The sequence below is a fragment of the Sphingomonas aurantiaca genome, from assembly GCF_003050705.1.
GTDB lineage: Bacteria > Pseudomonadota > Alphaproteobacteria > Sphingomonadales > Sphingomonadaceae > Sphingomonas > Sphingomonas aurantiaca.
In genome coordinates, this window is the sequence record NZ_QAOG01000004.1 from 236,384 (window position 1) to 252,249 (window position 15,866).

Below are 15,866 nucleotides of genomic sequence, written 5' to 3' on the forward strand. Positions count from 1 at the left end.
TCAGGACTTGTTTTGCCGGCGCGCGCGGATCGCCGTGATCAGATCGTCCTTCAGGATCGCCGGGCCGACTGCGACGGACTCGTTCAGCGCGACGGTGCGAAGTTCATCGACCTTCAGGCTGTCGAGGTCGTCGAAGCGCGCGAGGCCAGCCTTGACGAGGTCGTCGGCCTCTGCCGGCGACGTCTCGATGACCCCCTCGGATGGGAAGTGCATGTTGCCGCCGACGGGCGCTGCGCCGATCAAATAGATCTTCTTCATCGCCAATCTCCAGACAATGGACGGGCGACGTGTCGCGCACGCCGCCCGCCAGTTTTCACCGGGTAAGGGGAGAGAACCCCGGTGGGTTAGGCTGCGATCTGACCGGTGAGCAGTACGGAGCCGGTGACGTCGGCGGAAGATGCTGCCGCCGCCGCAACGCCACAGAGCACGTTGCTGCCGACCGTGGCGGTGAACGCCTTGGCGGTCGCATCGAAATAGATCTTCGTGGTGCCTGCGACCCAAGCAGTGCCTGCAACCTTCGGCAGCGGGCTGAAGACGCCGACACGGACGAAGGAGCAGTCTTCGTTGATCGCGGCGTCCGTCGAGGCGATCCCAACGACAGATCCGATCAGCGCTGGCGCACCGCTAGCGACTGCGTACGGTGCCGGGAGGGTGAGGTTGTCACCCAACTGGATATAGTTCTTCATCGATCAGGCCTCCTTCGACCGGTGAGCGACGATGGCGGCGATCATGTCGTCGGCCTTCGTGGCATCGTTGAGTGGTGCACCTTCCTTCAGCGCGATCACCTTGAGTTCGGCGGGCTTCAGCCCGACGAGGTCGGCGTTCGGATTGGCGTCCGGGACGTTCTCCGGGTCGCCGTCGAGCAGATTGTTGTCCTTGAGGCGCTTGGCCTCGTCGTCGGAAACCGTGAGCGGCCCCTCCGACGGATATCGAAGCTCGCCGCCCGTCCGGATATGCGGGTTGGAATTGACGACCGTCGGGGCCGCCAGAGTGATGATCTTCATGTTGCTGTCCTCGGGAGAGGACCGGGCGGCCGCTGGCCGCCCGGTCAGGGTCAGGCCGGAGCCGCGCCGGGGTTCTTGTACAGACCGCGCCAGTCGAGCACCTTGGCGGTTGCATCGAGTCGGGCCTTGAACTTGATCCCGTCGACTTCGAACGACAGGTGAGTGTCGGTGAAGACCTCTTCCTGACCCTCGAGGTGGGCGAGCAGCACGGTGTCGTACGCGTTCGGATCGGCTGCCATATACCAGCTGTAATCGATGATGCGCTCATCGATGACGAGCTGGAGCTTGCCGGAGAACGGGTTGACGTTCGCCGTCTGCTGCGCGGTGACCACGGCCAGGAACTGCTCGGCGGCAGTTTCCTGCAGCGGCCCGACGATCAGGAAGGCCGGACGGATCGACATGTTGCCGCCTTCCGCCGTCTTCTGCTGACGCATCGCGGCACGGGCGGCACCGACCGACGCGACGGTGATCGCCGTGCCGGTTGCGGCGAGGTTGCCGTGACCGCTGGTGAACAGTGCCGTGCCGTCATAGACCGTCGGGTTACCCTGCAGCTGGCTGTAGACCAGGTCGGATTCGAGATCCGCCGCCTTATTGGCGAACTGCGTCGGGATACGACCGAACAGCCCCTTGTCATCGTTGATGATCGCCTGGCGCGAGATCGGGATGATGCGCGCGTAGGTTGCCAGCTTGTAGGTATCGCCGGTGTCGGTCAGCGCGCCGTGCTTGATCTCGCCGTTCTCCTTCACGAGCAGCAGCGCGGGCGCATCGCCCATGCCGATGATCGAAGCCGGACGGAAGTCGGGCAGGGTGCCGGTCGATACCCAGCCGCGGAAGCTCTGCGGTGCGGCTGCGAACGCCTGGCGAACCCGGCGATTTGCCGCATTGCCGAGCGCGTTGGCGAAGTCGCTGGTCGTCAGCGCGCCACCGCGCATGCCGAGCGCTTGGCCCGCGACCTCGTGCTTGCCGAGACCCGACGTGCGGACGCCGGTGCGCTGGAGATAGTCGCGCCCGAGTTCGAGAAGCGTGAGCCCCCGAAATTCACGCGCGGCTTCGGCCCGCTCGCTGGTGATGCCCAGCGCGTCCGGCTTCACCGACGAGTTTGCCGTGAGCAGCAGAGCGTCTTCGACGGCAGTGCGATAGCTCTCGGTCTCGGTACCGGTGCGGCCGGCGCGAGCGTCGATCGGGTCGCGGGTGCGAGCGGAGATCAGGCGCTCCGAGATCCGGCTCTGGAAGTCGGCCTCGGTCAAAGGCGCAGCCTCGTTCGCCTCGATCAGTTCGAGGGCGAACTCGTTGCCCAGGTCGGCGGTGCGGGCGCACTGCTCTCGAATGCGAGCGATCGTGACCACCGCGCCGCGGGTCTGCGGTTCGGGGGCTGGCGCGGGCGCCGGGGCAGGTGCGGGAGCCGGGGCAGGCGTCGGCGCGGGTGCAGGAGCGGGCGTCGGCGCGGGCGCCGGCGCCGGGGTGGGCGTCGGATCGGGCATTGTTTGTCCTTCGGGATTCGCGGTCGCGCCGCGGATGGTGCAGGGATGGCCGCCCTGCTCGGCACTCCGCTGTCGCACTTGCGCAGCGGCATCGAATGGCACGGTGACGAACGAGAGCTCGACCGGCTCCCAGTCCGTGGCGAGCATGTGGGGATGCTCCCCCTCACGCTCCGTGCGTTGGAACTCGAACACGTTGTACGACACGCTCAGCGACCGAATGTGGCCGTCGATGATCTTCGCGACCGTGTCGGCGACATCGGGCGTCTTGGCGAGGCGTACGCGCGCCGTACCTTCGCCGTTGGCAATCGACACGCTGCCGGGCACGACCGATCCGAGAACGCTGCTCAGGCTGTACGTGTTGTGGCTGTCGAGCAGGCAGGCGCCTGCGTTGAGACGGCCTAGGCGGACCGCGCTGGCGTCCATCGACAGCTCTTCGACATAGTAACCGCCGTCGTACCAGTCGAACCGGATTCCGGCCGCGCCGACCGACCAGACGACCTCGATCGAGTTGTCGCTCTCACGATACGATGCGGGACGGGTCTCGGCAGAGCGCGAAAGGAGCGGTGCGGTGACCGACCGGGTGTTAAGATCAGGCATCGGGCGTATTCCCCACTAAGAGGTGGCGGGCGATCGCGATGAGCAGGCCGCGCGTTGCATCGGCGGGGTTGCTGGCAGCAGGATCAGAGGTGTCCGTCTGGAACGGCGAGAACGGGTCGCCCTTGAACGCCAGCCCCAGTTTCTTCAGCAGCGCCTGGTGATCAGCGATCTGCTGCATCATCTCAGGGGCATCGAAGCCCCGCGAGTTGAGCAGGTTCGGGCGGCTTTCGAGGCCCGCCTGCATCTCCAAGATGTCGGCCTTGGCATCACCCTCGCGATCGATGCTTTCGAACGGCGGGGGTGTCCACTTCATCTCTACTGGCTTCGCTGGGGTCAGGCCGAAGTCGCTCGCGGTGCCGTGGAACCAGCCCCAAACGCGATCGAGGCACACAGGGATGATCGTCAGGTACTGGAGCCGACCGACCGTCCGTTTGAACTCGAGGTGGCCGGCCTTGTAGCTGGAGAAATTCACGTTACTCAGGTCGCCGGTCATCTGTTCGTGCGTCACACCGACGCCGGCGGATGAGGCGAGCATCGCGACGCGGAACAGATCGCCGATTCCACCGGACTTCGGCGGAGTTGAGAAGGTGATCTGCTCGCCGTCTTCCAACGTCTCGATCATGCCGGGCACGAACTCTTCGATCGGCGGACCGTCGCGCTCGCCCTCGACCGGCATCCCGATGTTGGGGTCCTCGCCGTCCTGCGTCGGCGGGCGATACCGGAATCCGACCATGCATGCAGCGATGTTCGCCTTGACGACCTCGGCTTCGATGCCCTCATCGACGTCGCCGAGGCGCTTCACGACGCTTTCGAAGATCGAGACGCCCTCGGACTGGCCGATCCATTCCGAATGGAACAGGTGGATCACCTCTTCTGCTGGGAACCTTACGGTATCGAGCGAGGCCCAGCGCTGGCCCTGGCGGTGCTTGTAGAAGTGGTATGCTGCGGGCTTGTTGTCAGCGTCGTATTCGATCCCGCGATCGATACCAGCACCGACCTTGTGCGTGGCGAGCATACCCTTGTCGAGCAACTGGAGGCGAAGGGGAACGCCACTAGCGACCTTCACCGTGCGCTTGGCGATGAAGACCTCACCGTCGCGCAGCATGGAGCGAACGATCAGTTCCTGAAGCCCGTACAGGTCGAGGCGGCCGTAGTAATCGCAGGCTTTGACCCAGTCGGACCAGATCTTTTGAAGCGCTTTCGAACCCTGCGGGGCCCCAGTGACGCCCCATCCGACTAGGCTGTTTAGCAGCGCGTTTAGCGCCTTGCGAGCGAACGGGTTTTCCGCGACCAGCTGGAGGATCGTGAGCCGATCGACATATCGGCGCGGCCGCGCGTCGTTCGGATTGCCCGAGTTGATGAAGAAGTCACGATCGCCGCGACCGGCGAAGCGCTTCCCGCCACCGCTACGCTGCGGGGTCCGGTCCAGCATCTTGCGAGCCGCCTGCCGGCGCATACCTGCGACCGGCGAGACGTACCCAACGGCGCGATCGATCCAGTTCACCGGCAACGACCAACGCGGCCGACGATAAACCGGGTGCGCCGCGACGTCTGTGATGCAGCCGCCGCCAGTTCGGCTTTCACATCGGCACGCACCGCGCGCATGTCCGCCAGCGATTGATATTCGGTCTTACGACCGTCGGCGAACGTGATGCTACGAATGCCGCTGACGATCGCGGCGTCGAGCTTCTCAAGATCGGAAGGCTGATATGCCATCAGCGTCTCCTTTTCATCCAACTGCCCGACCGATTGGCGAACTTCGTCGGCTTTGGTGGGGCAGGGGGTGGTTCGTCAGTCGGCGGGGCCAGCTTTGGCGACCGCCTCTTCGGAATGTCGGCCTCAGGAGCTGGGGATACAGCCTCGACGACAGCGTTCAGCTTCATGCCCAGCTGGATCAGGCCGGCGAGCGCCGCCATGGCATTGACCCGGCAGTCGGTCGCTTCGTTGGCCTTCCCTTTCGGGCAGTCCCACACGGAAAACACACGCCCGCTGGCGACCTTTGGAAGCAGTCGCTCGGCGGTCAACTGCTCGTACCAGGACAGTTCGCGCTTAGTGCTGAAGTGCATGTAGCCGGGACCGGGCTCGGCGAATGTGAGCCGCGCCCGCAGCGTATCCTTGGCCGAATTGACGCCGATGATGATCGGTTTGAACACAGTACGCGTGCGGTTGCTCGGGCGCGTGGTCGGCCACAGCGGTGACCGTTTGCCGTTACGGTCAGATGCGCCCTTCGTCGCCCACACCTTCCGGCCGAGCCGAGCCTTCGAGAACTCGTAGACTTCCTTGGCTCGATGACCGCCGGAATCGATGCACGTCGCCTCGATCGCGAACTCGCGACCGTCGGCGCGCTTGAAAGTCCGCAGCAGCTGACGATCGACTTCGTCCCACGTCGACTTCTTCGAGGTATCGCCCTCGACGATGACGTACAGAAGCGACCAGCTTTCTTCGTTCGCGCCCCAACCGACGAACTCAAGCTCGACACGGTCATCTTGGGTATCGCCGCCGACCGTGATGATGCCGACACCGTCGGGAACTTCTGCCGGCCAGATCTCCGCGCGAGCGGCGAGCAGTTCGGCGACAACCTCCTTCGACGACGACCGCTTATGCGGCTTGCCCAGCTGGGTGTTATCGAACTTCACCCGCTTGTCGGGATCGTTCTTGCTCGCCAGCCACTTCGCGGCAATCTTTGGCGGCGCGTCGTTAGGCCAGGGGCTGAACACCTTGCCGGCCGTGAAACTCGCGTGCTCGTTCGAGACCGGCCATGTGCCGCAGTCCGGGCAACGCGCCCGATACACGGCATGCCGCGGCCCTTCCCACCAGTCCCACGTCAGCGCAACCGCATCGGAAGCAGGATCCGCCTTCCAGGCAGCGGCGTACGCAGACAACGGGTCGACGTGCTTGCCGCAGCAGCGGAAACGCTTGGTCTGGTGCCACCGGATCGTGCCCAGCGCAGTTAGGCGCTGGCCTTCATTCCAGCCGCACCCGCATGCCTCGCAAAGCACCTGAGCCGTTCGAGGATAATGCGCGGTGACGTTGCCGTCATCGTCATAGTCCTTGTCCCAGTTAATGTGCTTGAAGAAGTCGAGGAAGTTGCGGTGCCCGCATTCCGGACATTCGACCGAGGCCTGACGCTGATCCCCCTCCAGGTAGCTGCTTTCGATCAGGCTCTCGCCCTCGATCGTCGGCGAACAAACCCGAACAGACAGCGACCCAACGTAAGTCGCCATGCGCTCGTCAGCGAGACCGATCGGATCGCCCTCGCGGGTGATCGGATACTTGTCCGTCTCGTCGCAGAACACGCGCTTGACCGGGCGACGTGCCAGGTTGTCCGGACTGCCGGCACCCGCGAGGGCGAGGAATCCGCCGGGGAACGCCTTGTACAGGAGCGTCTCTTCGGCCGAGCGCGTCTTCTTGGTGCCAATCAGCTTCCGCAAGACAGGCGTGGCCCTAATGAGCGGGGTGATGCGCTCCTTCGAGAACTGCTCGGCAGCCGCCTCCTTGGGCTGCACGATGAGCATCGGCGCAGGGTCGAGGTGAACGAAGAAGCCGACCGCGTTCTCGATGAGCGCGGTCTTCATCAACTGCGTGCAGACCATGCCGGTGATCGTCTCGACGCCGAGCTCGGTCACCGCGAGCATTGGCCCGCGCGCAATCTCTACGGTCCTGGTCGACCAATCGCCCGACGTCGAGCCAGCCTCAGGGGCCAGCTTGCGGAAGCGGTCAGCCCACTCGGGGACGCTGATGCGTGGCGGCGGGGTAAGCCCTCGCCGCCACGATCGTTCTAGCCGTTCATCCTTACTCTGCGTTTGCGAAGTCGGCTTCCGGCTCGCCGAGAGAGGCGAGGTGCTGCTGGACATGCTCGTTCAGCGCCTCCAGCAGCGGCTCGACAGCGATCCCTAAGGAGGCGGCGATCAGCGGCGAGACGCGCGACGGCCAGTTGAGCCAGGCATCACGCAGCGACCGCGCCATGTTGAACAAGAGCGTCTCGGCCACTTCGAGATCTACGACATCACCGGCTTCGCGCCGGGCGGCCAGGAGACTGCGAGCGGCGAGACCGTTTTCCTTTACCCGTTCGGCTTCGCCGGTGAGGGCAAACCTGCCGGCGAGCACCTCGGCAATGAAGTCTTCGTCGTCGAGACGGAGCGGATCGGGCACCTGGTCCGCAGGTGCGGACACTTTCGCGCCGCGTTTCGGAGTGCGGACAGGAGGTGCGGACATTTGCGCGATGTCCGCACTACTGTCCGCACCCTCCGCAGCGCGCCGATTGGTGCGGCGCCAGCCAGTTCCGGCAAGCGATCGGTCAAGCTTACCGTCACCTGAAACCCGCAGCTTTCCTTCACTTATTGCCCGCCGGACCAGCTTATCGCTGCACCCATCAAGGCGGGCAAACTCGCGAATGCTGACGGTGTCGGAGGGTGCGGACATTTCAGGTGCGGACCCCTTTGGCGAGTTGTAGCTGGGGATCGTTCACGCCTTTGCCCCCCGTATTACTTGGGATACCCGGAAGGACCCGAAGGGGGTGGGGTTGCCAGGCCGCCGGCAAGCGCCCAGCCTCCCTATGCCGCGACTCGCGAGCAGGGGAATTCACCATGGCGAAAGACAAAGGCCCACCGAGCTATCGAGACGCGGGCACCGGCCACTTCGTAACCCCGGACTATGCTAAATCGCATCCAAAGACGACTGAACGAGAGCACAACAATCCACCGCCTAAGCGCGGTAAGTAGTGAAACCGTTGCCGCGGTCGCGTTGGCCGCGGCGCTAACCGTGAGCGGCGACCGCCGCGATCGCTGCGCACACAAGAGTGATAGCCACAGCTGTTAACGAGGATCTTAACACGTTAGCGTTGGCCGCGAGTACGTCCTCGTTGTCCTGGATCATCTCATCATAGTGTGCCGCCATAGCCGCTCGGTCTTCATGGATCGTATCGACGGAAGATATCTCCGCGAGCCAATCACTGGGACGATAGCCAGGCATTGACCACTTCAGAGGCTGAGCACTCCACAACGCGATAAGCGTGCCTATGCCGAAGCCGATGACAATCGTGATCAAGGATGCTCGACCGACGGGTGACGAAGGTAGTGCAACCAATGCCGCAATTGCCGCTGCCTCCAATGTTGCGAGGAAGGATGCGAAGGTCATCCCGCGTTGATCGGCGGCAATCGCTACCGTAAGCTGCGCCGCAAGCCGAGTCTCTGCCAGCCGGATAATCTCATCCAGCCGAAAGCCCGGTGCGATGGCATATGGAGACGTTGACATGCAGCCTTCCTTCCACACTGCGCCGACCAAGCCCGAGAAGGGTACGAAGGGCAACGCTGAAAAGATCGAGAAGCGTGACCGGGGCCAGGCTCATGACGAAAAGCCCAAGCCCAAGCCAGACAAGCCTAGCAAGACGAAGCATTGACCCAGAACGCGTTAGAGCCGCAACCCTTTCGGGCGCGGCTCTAACAACTGGTGATCTATGTACGTTGCGGGGGTGATGGTGTCAACTGTTGCGTGCCCTTACAGTGCATGCCTCACGTAGATCTGCATAATGCTTACCTGCGTCGGCCAAGGCCGCCTCGCCGTCTTCGTAAATGAAATTCACGAAACCGGTCCGAAGGCCCTTCTTGTCCGCACTGCTGACCTGTCCATAGTAGCCGCGGCCCGACGGGCACAGCGAGAGATCCCGGAACACCGCGGACGGACCATCAATTAGTTCGGCTCTCACTGCGTCGGTTGCATCGTCAATGTCCGAATCGCCGCATGATGTCAGAGCAATAAGAGCAGGGATAAGAAGGTAGCGCATATCGCCATCTAGCGCGGGGGGAGGGGCAGGCAACCGCCTTGATCGTCATTGCCTGGCGCGGACAGTCGCTGGCTCCTTTTAACGTAGGTCATGCCGTGAACGGCGCGTAGCGCGTCGTTTGGGGATCCGCGTGTCGCGGCGAGGTTCTTCCAGACCGGCCTTGGAAAACGTCAACCTCTTACAAGCATCCATTTTGGATGTTCTATCTCATTGACCGGACGCATGAATCTTTGGAGGTTACGTGACTTCGGCCTGGGGAGGCCGACTCAAGAGGGGATACTCAATGAAAATCGCTATCGGCGCGCTTGTTTGCGCGTTCGCCTTCGCTGCGCCTACCGTCCAAGCTCAAGTCGCCCCGGCTGCTGCCGCCACGACGACCAACGGGACGTTGCGGGCTGGCACGTCGGTCCCTCTTAAAATGTCCGAGGTTCTCTCGACGAAAGGAAAGAAGCTGAAGGTAGGCCAGCGTTTTCAACTGGAAACGGCGGAGAACGTTACAGTCGATGGGAACGTCGTGATCCCTGCTGGAAGCCCTGCTGTCGGGGAAATCACTGAGGTTCGTAACAAGGGGATGTGGGGCAAGTCGGGCCGCATCAACGCGCGTGTCCTGTATGTCCGTGCCAACGGCCGGCAGATCCGGATGACTGGTTCTCTCGATGACAAGGGCACAACAGGTACGGCGGGCGTTGTTGGTGCGGTTGCGCTGCTCCCGATCGCAGGCTTCTTCATGACCGGCACTAGCGCTGAAATTCCACTCGGTGCCCCGGTCAATGCATTCATTGATGAGGACATCTCGGTCGCAGTAGTCCCGGCTTCTGCGCCGATGGTCGTCGCGCCGACGGCGCCCGTTCCTGTGAGCGCCGGGGTGCCTGTGAAGCATTGAGGGTTCCGCCCTCTTGCCAGAATAGGCTGCAAGAGGGCGGTTCAGGGTACCCGCTAAATTAGGCGCTCCTTCATCGCGATGATGTCGGCGACGAACTGGACTGTGGTGCGAGCCGCGCTGACTTGGTCATTGCGGCACTCAGTGAGGTCCGACCCGGCGAACCCCGCGGCCATGTCGAAGCGGCATACGTTCTCGAAAAGGCTCCAATATTTGACCGGCACGTAGCCCTTGATCCGCTTTAGATCGTCGAGGGCTTCCTGCTCTGCCCACCCGTTTCCCTGACCGGTACCGGGGATGCGTGCCAGATCCATGACCAGGCCCTTGCCACCTAGCCGCGACCATAGCGTTTCGCAGTAGTCGATCGCGTCCACCTGACTATCGGACAGGAGCTTGGCCGCCTTCCAGCGCGCGACCGGCGTGCCGCCCCGGTTGATTAGCGTCTGGGTGGTCACCACGCGGCCACCATCTCGCAGCGGCACGTCTACAATGGCATGCATGCCACGCGCCACTTGAACAGCGGGCGCGCCGATCGCCTCGGCCTTCGCTGCCACTGCCTCCGCAACGCGCTGCGCGGGCGACTTCGGCTCCCGCTTGATCTTCGTGCTGACCTTGGGTCCACGTGCCATCGTCTCAACCCCGCTTCTGTTTGAAAATGTTGGAAGCTGTCGCGCTCAGCTGACGGTTTTCGGCCCTTCGTGCGTTGATGAACCTCGAACCATGGAGATCATCATGACCGACAAGAACGCACCCGAGCCTGTCGACAACGTCAGCCTCAAATCGGGCGACGCCGATCGAACCGCGGACGGCTTCGGCAAGGGCAAGGGCTACTCTGGCGACGAGTACGACAGCGAGGATCACGCCGCCGAGCGTCATTTGCAGAACCGTGACGGCGCCCAGAACGCTGGTGCGGATGAGCCTGCCGACGGTCGGGATATCCCGCCGGAAGCTGGTAAGCGTGCCTACATCGATAACAAAACCGGTGAGGTTCACGGCAGCGGATCGAGCGCTGGGGGTGGCAATCCCGGCGAAGACATCGACCTCGACACGTCGCGAAGCGGGCCCGAGGAATGACGGGGGCAGGGGGCACGTGGCGATCACGCGTGCTCCTCCAGCTTCCGAGCATCGACCGGCGGACCGGGTATGGCCATCCGCCGGTAACGTTCCGCGGTTGAGCGACTGGCCTCCCGGGCCTCGTCCTGCGCCGCGACCTTCGTACGCAACCGGGCCTCGATCCACGACACGGGCTCGGCTCGGCCTGCAGCACTGAGCAATGCCGCGTTCGTTGCCTCCTCGCCGTGATTTTTGAACCATTTGGCAATGAGGCTGCGAGCCGTCTTGGCCGACAGTCCAGCCTCACCCAGCAACGCCACGCCTGCGTCGAACAAAACCTTTTTCGGATCGATCGGCGACGGCATGGCGCCCGTTACGATAGTAACGGAATCTTTCTTCTGTCCCTCTCCCTGTCCCTTGGGAGGCTCAAGGACTCCCAAAGCCTTCCCTGAAGGATCGCTTTGGGAATGCTGTTGATCGTCCTTCTGGGATCCCCACCGCTTGTTGTTCCCCTTCTTGGAGCGCTCGCGGTAGGATAATTTCTTAGCCCAGGCCTCGGTGGCCTTTTCGCAGACAACAGGGTGATACAGGCGGCCGTCGCTGCACTCGACGAAACCTCTCAGCGCAATCGGCTTCAACTTTTGCCATTTCGTGCCGGCGCCGGACAGGTGAGCGAGCACGCGATCGTCGGCTGGCAGGCTACCGGCCGGCACCTGCTGCCAAGCCTTGCACCACAAGGTCATGGCGGCCTTGAACTCATCGCCCGTCGACAAGGCGAACAGATCACTGTCGAGCAGGCGGACTGTGTCGACAGGCATGAATGCGAAGTCCCGGAGGTCGCAATCGGACGGCGTGAGAGGGGCGGGCAAATCAGCGTTCGGCATTGTTATGCACCTTCCCTGGAACTGTAGAAATCGCTGCCGCGGACGGCGGAGTTGGCGCCGAAGAACCAGCCGATAGCCTTGCCGGAGGGGCCGCTGCGCCGCTTGGGGACGAGAAACTCGACCTTGTTGCGGACTGCTTCCATGTCCGTCCGCCACTCTTCGTATTTATTGTCGAAGGGGTCCGGCTCCTCCTTCTTGAGGTATTCCTCCTCGCGGTAGACGAAGAGGATCACGTCAGCGTCCTGCTCGATCTGTCCGCTGTCGCGCAGGTCGGACGGCATCGGTCGCTTGTCGGGACGCTTCTCGACGTCGCGGCTAAGCTGCGCCACCGCCATCACGACGAGGCCCTCGGACTTGGCGAACTGCTTGAGCCCGACGCTGACCTCGCTCGCATGCTCGTAAGGTGACATGCCCTTGCGACTGTGAGCCATCAGCTGGAGGTAGTCGACAACGACCAGTTCGAGCTTCTCGCCCTTCGCTGCCAGCCTGCGCTTGTGGCTGCGCGCCTGGCGGATCAGCTTGGCGAGCGTCAGGCCCGAGGTTTCGTTGATCTCGATCGGCAGTTCGTCGAACCGCTCTTTGGCAGCGATGACCGCGCCCATTTCGTGCGAGCGAACTGTGCCATCACGAACGTGTTCGTACGGTACGCCGCCGCGTGGCGAGAATGTCATGTCGGCGAGCATGCGGCGGGTGAGTTCGTCGGCGCTCATCTCGAGCGAGAAAATCAGGACGCCGTGCCCCATTCCGGCGGCGCCAATTGAGTATGACGTGACCAGCGAGGTCTTGCCCATGCCGGGACGGCCGCCGACGACGACTAGGTTCGACGGGCGCAACACGCCGATCGCGTCGTCGAGCGAGTTGATGGTCCCGCAACGGACGCCAATTATCGGTTTGCCGAAGCTGTTGATGACCACGTCGGCATACTGACCAACGGATCCTTGCGCGGTGACGACCTGCTCCGCCAACTCGGCGACTGCTTCATCGGCGTTTGCAACCAGTTCCTCGCGCGTCACTGACAGGTCGCGCGCTGAGGCGACGACGTCTTTCAGGCCTGCGACCATCCGCCGGCGGCTCGATAGCATGGTGATCTGGTCGAAGTACGCCTTGGTCCGCGCCTTGGGTCCTGCGTTGAGGTTGGCTGCGGCCAGCACCGAATACGCGCGTGGCCATTCGCCATCTTCGGCAAAGTGCGGGGCAAGCGTCACAACGTCGACCGCGCCGGATGCCGACTGTTCGATCATCTTACCGTAGATGCGGCCGTACAGCGGGACCGAGAAGTCCGCCGGGCGGCAGCGATCAGCAACCTCGTCGATCAGCCGGTTGTTTGCGAGTAGATCGCCGAGAAAGCCGATCTCGGCCTCGACGTTGTAAAGCGGGCTCGCCGTCTCGGCCGTCGCGAACTGCTCTTCGAACGCGCCGCTCATGTCCGGATGCCCCGCAGCTGGTCGTTCCAGTCCTTGAAGCCCTCGGCTGGCCACATGATCCGCGTCGAGTAGCCGTGCTCGATGAGCTCCTCCTCGACCTTCTCTACCGCGGCGCGGCCTGCTGCATCATTCTGGCCGGCGATCACGATCGAGACGATGCGACGCGGGTATTCGATGTAGGGCATCATCGCGGTGCCCAATGTCACCCAGACTTCGGCACCGAGCTCCTGTGCGAGGCTCAGGCCGTCTTCAGGTCCCTCGGTCACGATCAGTTCGTCACCTACGCTGTAAGCGTCCGAGTTGATCCGGAGCGCGCCGCCCTTGATCCGACCCAGGCTGCGCTTGGGCTTGTCCATGCGCGCCTTCTGCTTACCGCCGTCGGCGAGGAAGATGCGCTGCAGACCGATCAGCTGATCGTCTCCGTCGACCACTGCGCCGACAAGGGCGGGTAGATCGGGACCACATTGACCCGTTTCATCGTCGTACCAGGCGGGCGTCGTCGCGAACCGGATCGTATGCGGTGGGGGCATGATGATGCCGCGGCTGCGCAGATAGACCTCAGCAGGCGTGCCGGGGGCAGGGATCGCCTTGTCCCAGACCGCTTGTGCGCGATCGATGGCACGTTGCCGGTCACCTTCGTCTTCGGCTGCCGCCTTAGCGCGTTGCGCAGGATCCACGCCGGGCAGGCTAGCGGCACCCAGCCACTTCATCGCGTCGAGGAAGCCGATGTTCTCGGTCTTCATCACGTACTTCACGATGTCGCCGGACGCGTTGCAACCGAAGCAGTGATACGTGCCCTTGGCATCGTTCAACTGCATCGATGGCGTGCGCTCGTTATGGAAGGCGCACAGGGCACGCTTCTCGTTCTTGCCGGCGCGGATCACTTTGCGGGTGCGGGCGACGACGTCGCTGATGTTGTAGCGCTGCTTGGCCTCGTCCACCGCTTGGCGAAAGGCGGCGTCGCGTTCTGCCCGAGCCGTATTGCGGCTCACTTCACGCCGCCTTTGGAAGCTGCAATCATTTCGAGCCACTGGCAGGTGATCGCATGCGCGCGACGGATCAGCGCCTCATGGGGCGCCACTTCTTCGACTGTCGTTTCACCGTCCAGTTCGGCGCGAATGATGGACGGCAGCAACGTAGCGAGCGTGACTGACGCAGGATCGTCGCCTGAGCATACCGAACCGGCATCAGCCCAGCGTCCACCGACCAGCGCCAATAGTGGATCGGCGAACCGACCTCCCCATTCGTGGCAACCGGCGAGGAACGTGGGCAGGTCGATCGGGGAGGCGGTGTTGGCATACGCCGCCGCCCGATCTTCCGACTTGCCCAGTACGCGACCCATGTCGCCCCAGGTTGCGCCGTCGTCGGTCTTGATCGATGTGATGACGGCGTTCTGCGTATCGACCGCGGTTGACGCGGAGAACGTACGACGGCGTCCGTGGATGTACGGTGCGTTCATGCGGCAACTGCCTCTGCATGGCGAAGGACAAAGAAGCGCGTGCCGAGAATCACGTTACAGTGATGGCTCTGGCGAACATGCTGGCGGCGATAGTCGATGCGATGCGTGACTTCGGCGTACCGAACGACATCATTCATGGATTCTTGGATCGCCTCACCGTGCTCAACTCGGTCAGTCTTTCCGGCATGCCAGCGGCGATTATCGGCGACTTTGTCGACGTCATTCGCGGGACGGTGGCAGACAATGACTGAGGGTGGGGTGACCGCAAGCATCTTGGGGAGCGCGATCACCCCTACATCCGTCGCGCCAGGCGGGGCGCGCATAGCGGCTGGACTGGGAGATATCAGCCAGCCCCTCGGATGTTGGTCGTCGTATGTCTCACAGGGATGGCCGATGCTAACAGGCATTGCCGCATACACAGATCGAGAGGCGCTATCACATGCTGTCATGCGAGCGGCCGTTCGGAACAAGAGCTTGCTGTCAGGGATCGTGCGGTCCACCCTCGATCCGCAGCGGTACACTGGGGAAAATGAAGCATGTTTAGAGACGACACGTTATCCGAGCACGAGGCCCCTCTCGTGCAGAACCTATTCGACAGAATTGTCGAAGCTGACCGTGGCTCACTCGCGAGCGACACTGACATGGCAAAGTACCTTCTCGATACTTGGCAGCGAGCCGCAGAAACTGTCATGCGCCCTCTCAAAACACGTACTCAGCTCGAAGCGGAGTTGGAGCGATTGCGACCATCAAGCCCGTTCGATATCGGGGACTAATCAACGAGCAATCTCGGTTGACGCCGCGTTCTTGCGGCTCCCAGATCGACGAGAAAGCGCGGCCCTCCAGAGGCAGGGGGAGATATTCGCCGGCGTTCGAGGGCATGGTCGCGGGGCCGTCGATCTCGTAGTCCCGCGCTTCCTGCTCAAGCGGGAATGGCTGAAGCGCACCGCCTTGGGAGGAAGCAGTATCGAGCGTACGGTCAGCGCTCATGCCGCTTTCCTACGGTTCTGGCGTGGCGAACTCTCGCCGGCGTCAACAGCGCCTTTTCCGTCGGCGACGTACAGCGCCATGAAGTTAAAAATTTGGCGCTGGGTTTCAGGCCATAGCCGCCGAGGCGCGGTTCGCTTTTCGCCGCGTAAGTCGCGCACAAGCTTCCAGTCGTTAAGCGCAAGTAAGCCAAACTTCGCATCTGATATGCCGTGGGCGCGGCAAAACGCCTCAATGCTTTCGAGTAACGCTGCATCGTCCATAAGGCAGCAATATGCGGGATGTATCCCGCGTGTCAACGTGCTGTTGATGCGTGTG

General features: G+C 63.0%; 21 protein-coding genes. 4 read left to right on the top strand and 17 right to left on the bottom strand.

The window, feature by feature from the left end; all coding sequences use genetic code 11:
* The 9 genes from C8J26_RS12740 to C8J26_RS12785 form a co-directional block, all read right to left on the bottom strand.
* Positions 1 to 258 (bottom strand): hypothetical protein, encoded by a 258-nt coding sequence (locus C8J26_RS12740; protein ID WP_107958481.1) that lies wholly within the window; start codon positions 256 to 258, stop codon positions 1 to 3.
* 86 nt (positions 259 to 344) lie between these two features.
* Positions 345 to 686, bottom strand: coding sequence for a DUF2190 family protein (locus C8J26_RS12745; protein ID WP_107958483.1), 342 nt, complete (start codon positions 684 to 686; stop codon positions 345 to 347).
* A gap of 3 nt (positions 687 to 689) precedes the next feature.
* Positions 690 to 1,004: a hypothetical protein gene (locus C8J26_RS12750; protein WP_107958485.1), complete on the bottom strand. Its 315-nt coding sequence runs from the start codon at positions 1,002 to 1,004 to the stop codon at positions 690 to 692.
* A 50-nt stretch (positions 1,005 to 1,054) separates the two neighbouring features.
* Complete coding sequence (locus tag C8J26_RS12755) at positions 1,055 to 3,082, bottom strand: prohead protease/major capsid protein fusion protein (protein ID WP_107958487.1); 2,028 nt, start codon at positions 3,080 to 3,082, stop codon at positions 1,055 to 1,057.
* Positions 3,075 to 4,514 (bottom strand): phage portal protein, encoded by a 1,440-nt coding sequence (locus C8J26_RS12760; protein ID WP_167398834.1) that lies wholly within the window; start codon positions 4,512 to 4,514, stop codon positions 3,075 to 3,077. The genes C8J26_RS12755 and C8J26_RS12760 overlap by 8 nt, the downstream gene beginning before the upstream one ends.
* A 68-nt stretch (positions 4,515 to 4,582) precedes the next feature.
* On the bottom strand, positions 4,583 to 4,798 hold the full coding sequence (locus C8J26_RS12765) for a phage head-tail joining protein (protein ID WP_107958491.1): 216 nt from the start codon (positions 4,796 to 4,798) through the stop codon (positions 4,583 to 4,585).
* On the bottom strand, positions 4,798 to 6,822 hold the full coding sequence (locus C8J26_RS12770; protein ID WP_244185315.1) for a phage terminase large subunit family protein: 2,025 nt from the start codon (positions 6,820 to 6,822) through the stop codon (positions 4,798 to 4,800). Before C8J26_RS12770 ends, C8J26_RS12765 begins: the two co-directional genes overlap by 1 nt.
* 52 nt (positions 6,823 to 6,874) lie before the next feature.
* A complete protein-coding gene (locus C8J26_RS20120) occupies positions 6,875 to 7,504 on the bottom strand; it encodes a hypothetical protein (protein ID WP_146168829.1) in 630 nt (209 codons plus the stop codon).
* Between the two features lie 333 nt (positions 7,505 to 7,837).
* Positions 7,838 to 8,335: a hypothetical protein gene (locus tag C8J26_RS12785; protein ID WP_146168830.1), complete on the bottom strand. Its 498-nt coding sequence runs from the start codon at positions 8,333 to 8,335 to the stop codon at positions 7,838 to 7,840.
* On the opposite strand from C8J26_RS12785, the gene C8J26_RS20505 reads away from it, so the two are divergent.
* Complete coding sequence (locus tag C8J26_RS20505; RefSeq protein WP_167398835.1) at positions 8,334 to 8,480, top strand: hypothetical protein; 147 nt, start codon at positions 8,334 to 8,336, stop codon at positions 8,478 to 8,480. The genes C8J26_RS12785 and C8J26_RS20505 overlap by 2 nt on opposite strands.
* A gap of 81 nt (positions 8,481 to 8,561) precedes the next feature.
* Here C8J26_RS20505 and C8J26_RS20125 read toward each other — a convergent pair whose 3' ends face one another.
* The gene (locus C8J26_RS20125) at positions 8,562 to 8,864 is read right to left on the bottom strand and encodes a hypothetical protein (protein ID WP_146168831.1); all 303 of its coding nucleotides are present in this window, start codon (positions 8,862 to 8,864) and stop codon (positions 8,562 to 8,564) included.
* A gap of 283 nt (positions 8,865 to 9,147) precedes the next feature.
* Between C8J26_RS20125 and C8J26_RS12790 the strand changes: the two genes are divergently transcribed.
* The gene (locus C8J26_RS12790) at positions 9,148 to 9,747 is read left to right on the top strand and encodes a hypothetical protein (protein ID WP_208631391.1); all 600 of its coding nucleotides are present in this window, start codon (positions 9,148 to 9,150) and stop codon (positions 9,745 to 9,747) included.
* A 53-nt stretch (positions 9,748 to 9,800) separates the two neighbouring features.
* On the opposite strand, the gene C8J26_RS12795 is transcribed toward C8J26_RS12790, so the two are convergent.
* Complete coding sequence (locus C8J26_RS12795; RefSeq protein ID WP_107958501.1) at positions 9,801 to 10,373, bottom strand: hypothetical protein; 573 nt, start codon at positions 10,371 to 10,373, stop codon at positions 9,801 to 9,803.
* Between the two features lie 103 nt (positions 10,374 to 10,476).
* Between C8J26_RS12795 and C8J26_RS12800 the strand changes: the two genes are divergently transcribed.
* Positions 10,477 to 10,818 (top strand): hypothetical protein, encoded by a 342-nt coding sequence (locus C8J26_RS12800; protein ID WP_146168832.1) that lies wholly within the window; start codon positions 10,477 to 10,479, stop codon positions 10,816 to 10,818.
* 23 nt (positions 10,819 to 10,841) lie between these two features.
* Here C8J26_RS12800 and C8J26_RS12805 read toward each other — a convergent pair whose 3' ends face one another.
* From C8J26_RS12805 to C8J26_RS12820, 4 genes are read right to left on the bottom strand one after another with little or no spacing between them, the layout of a single operon-like run.
* Entirely contained in the window at positions 10,842 to 11,681 is an 840-nt protein-coding gene (locus C8J26_RS12805; RefSeq protein WP_107958505.1) for a DUF1376 domain-containing protein, read from the bottom strand.
* 2 nt (positions 11,682 to 11,683) lie between these two features.
* Positions 11,684 to 13,105, bottom strand: a complete 1,422-nt coding sequence (locus C8J26_RS12810; protein WP_107958507.1) for a replicative DNA helicase — start codon at positions 13,103 to 13,105, stop codon at positions 11,684 to 11,686.
* Positions 13,102 to 14,097 carry a DUF7146 domain-containing protein gene (locus tag C8J26_RS12815; RefSeq protein ID WP_146168833.1) on the bottom strand — a complete coding sequence of 332 codons (996 nt, stop codon included), beginning with the start codon at positions 14,095 to 14,097 and terminating at the stop codon, positions 13,102 to 13,104. Before C8J26_RS12815 ends, C8J26_RS12810 begins: the two co-directional genes overlap by 4 nt.
* Positions 14,094 to 14,564 (bottom strand): hypothetical protein, encoded by a 471-nt coding sequence (locus C8J26_RS12820; protein ID WP_107958512.1) that lies wholly within the window; start codon positions 14,562 to 14,564, stop codon positions 14,094 to 14,096. Before C8J26_RS12820 ends, C8J26_RS12815 begins: the two co-directional genes overlap by 4 nt.
* Positions 14,565 to 14,581: 17 nt before the next feature.
* On the opposite strand from C8J26_RS12820, the gene C8J26_RS12825 reads away from it, so the two are divergent.
* On the top strand, positions 14,582 to 14,815 hold the full coding sequence (locus tag C8J26_RS12825; RefSeq protein ID WP_107958514.1) for a hypothetical protein: 234 nt from the start codon (positions 14,582 to 14,584) through the stop codon (positions 14,813 to 14,815).
* Positions 14,816 to 15,263: 448 nt separating this feature from the next.
* Here C8J26_RS12825 and C8J26_RS20130 read toward each other — a convergent pair whose 3' ends face one another.
* On the bottom strand, positions 15,264 to 15,551 hold the full coding sequence (locus C8J26_RS20130; RefSeq protein ID WP_146168834.1) for a hypothetical protein: 288 nt from the start codon (positions 15,549 to 15,551) through the stop codon (positions 15,264 to 15,266).
* Positions 15,548 to 15,811: a hypothetical protein gene (locus tag C8J26_RS12835; RefSeq protein WP_107958518.1), complete on the bottom strand. Its 264-nt coding sequence runs from the start codon at positions 15,809 to 15,811 to the stop codon at positions 15,548 to 15,550. Before C8J26_RS12835 ends, C8J26_RS20130 begins: the two co-directional genes overlap by 4 nt.
* Positions 15,812 to 15,866: the final 55 nt, after the last annotated feature.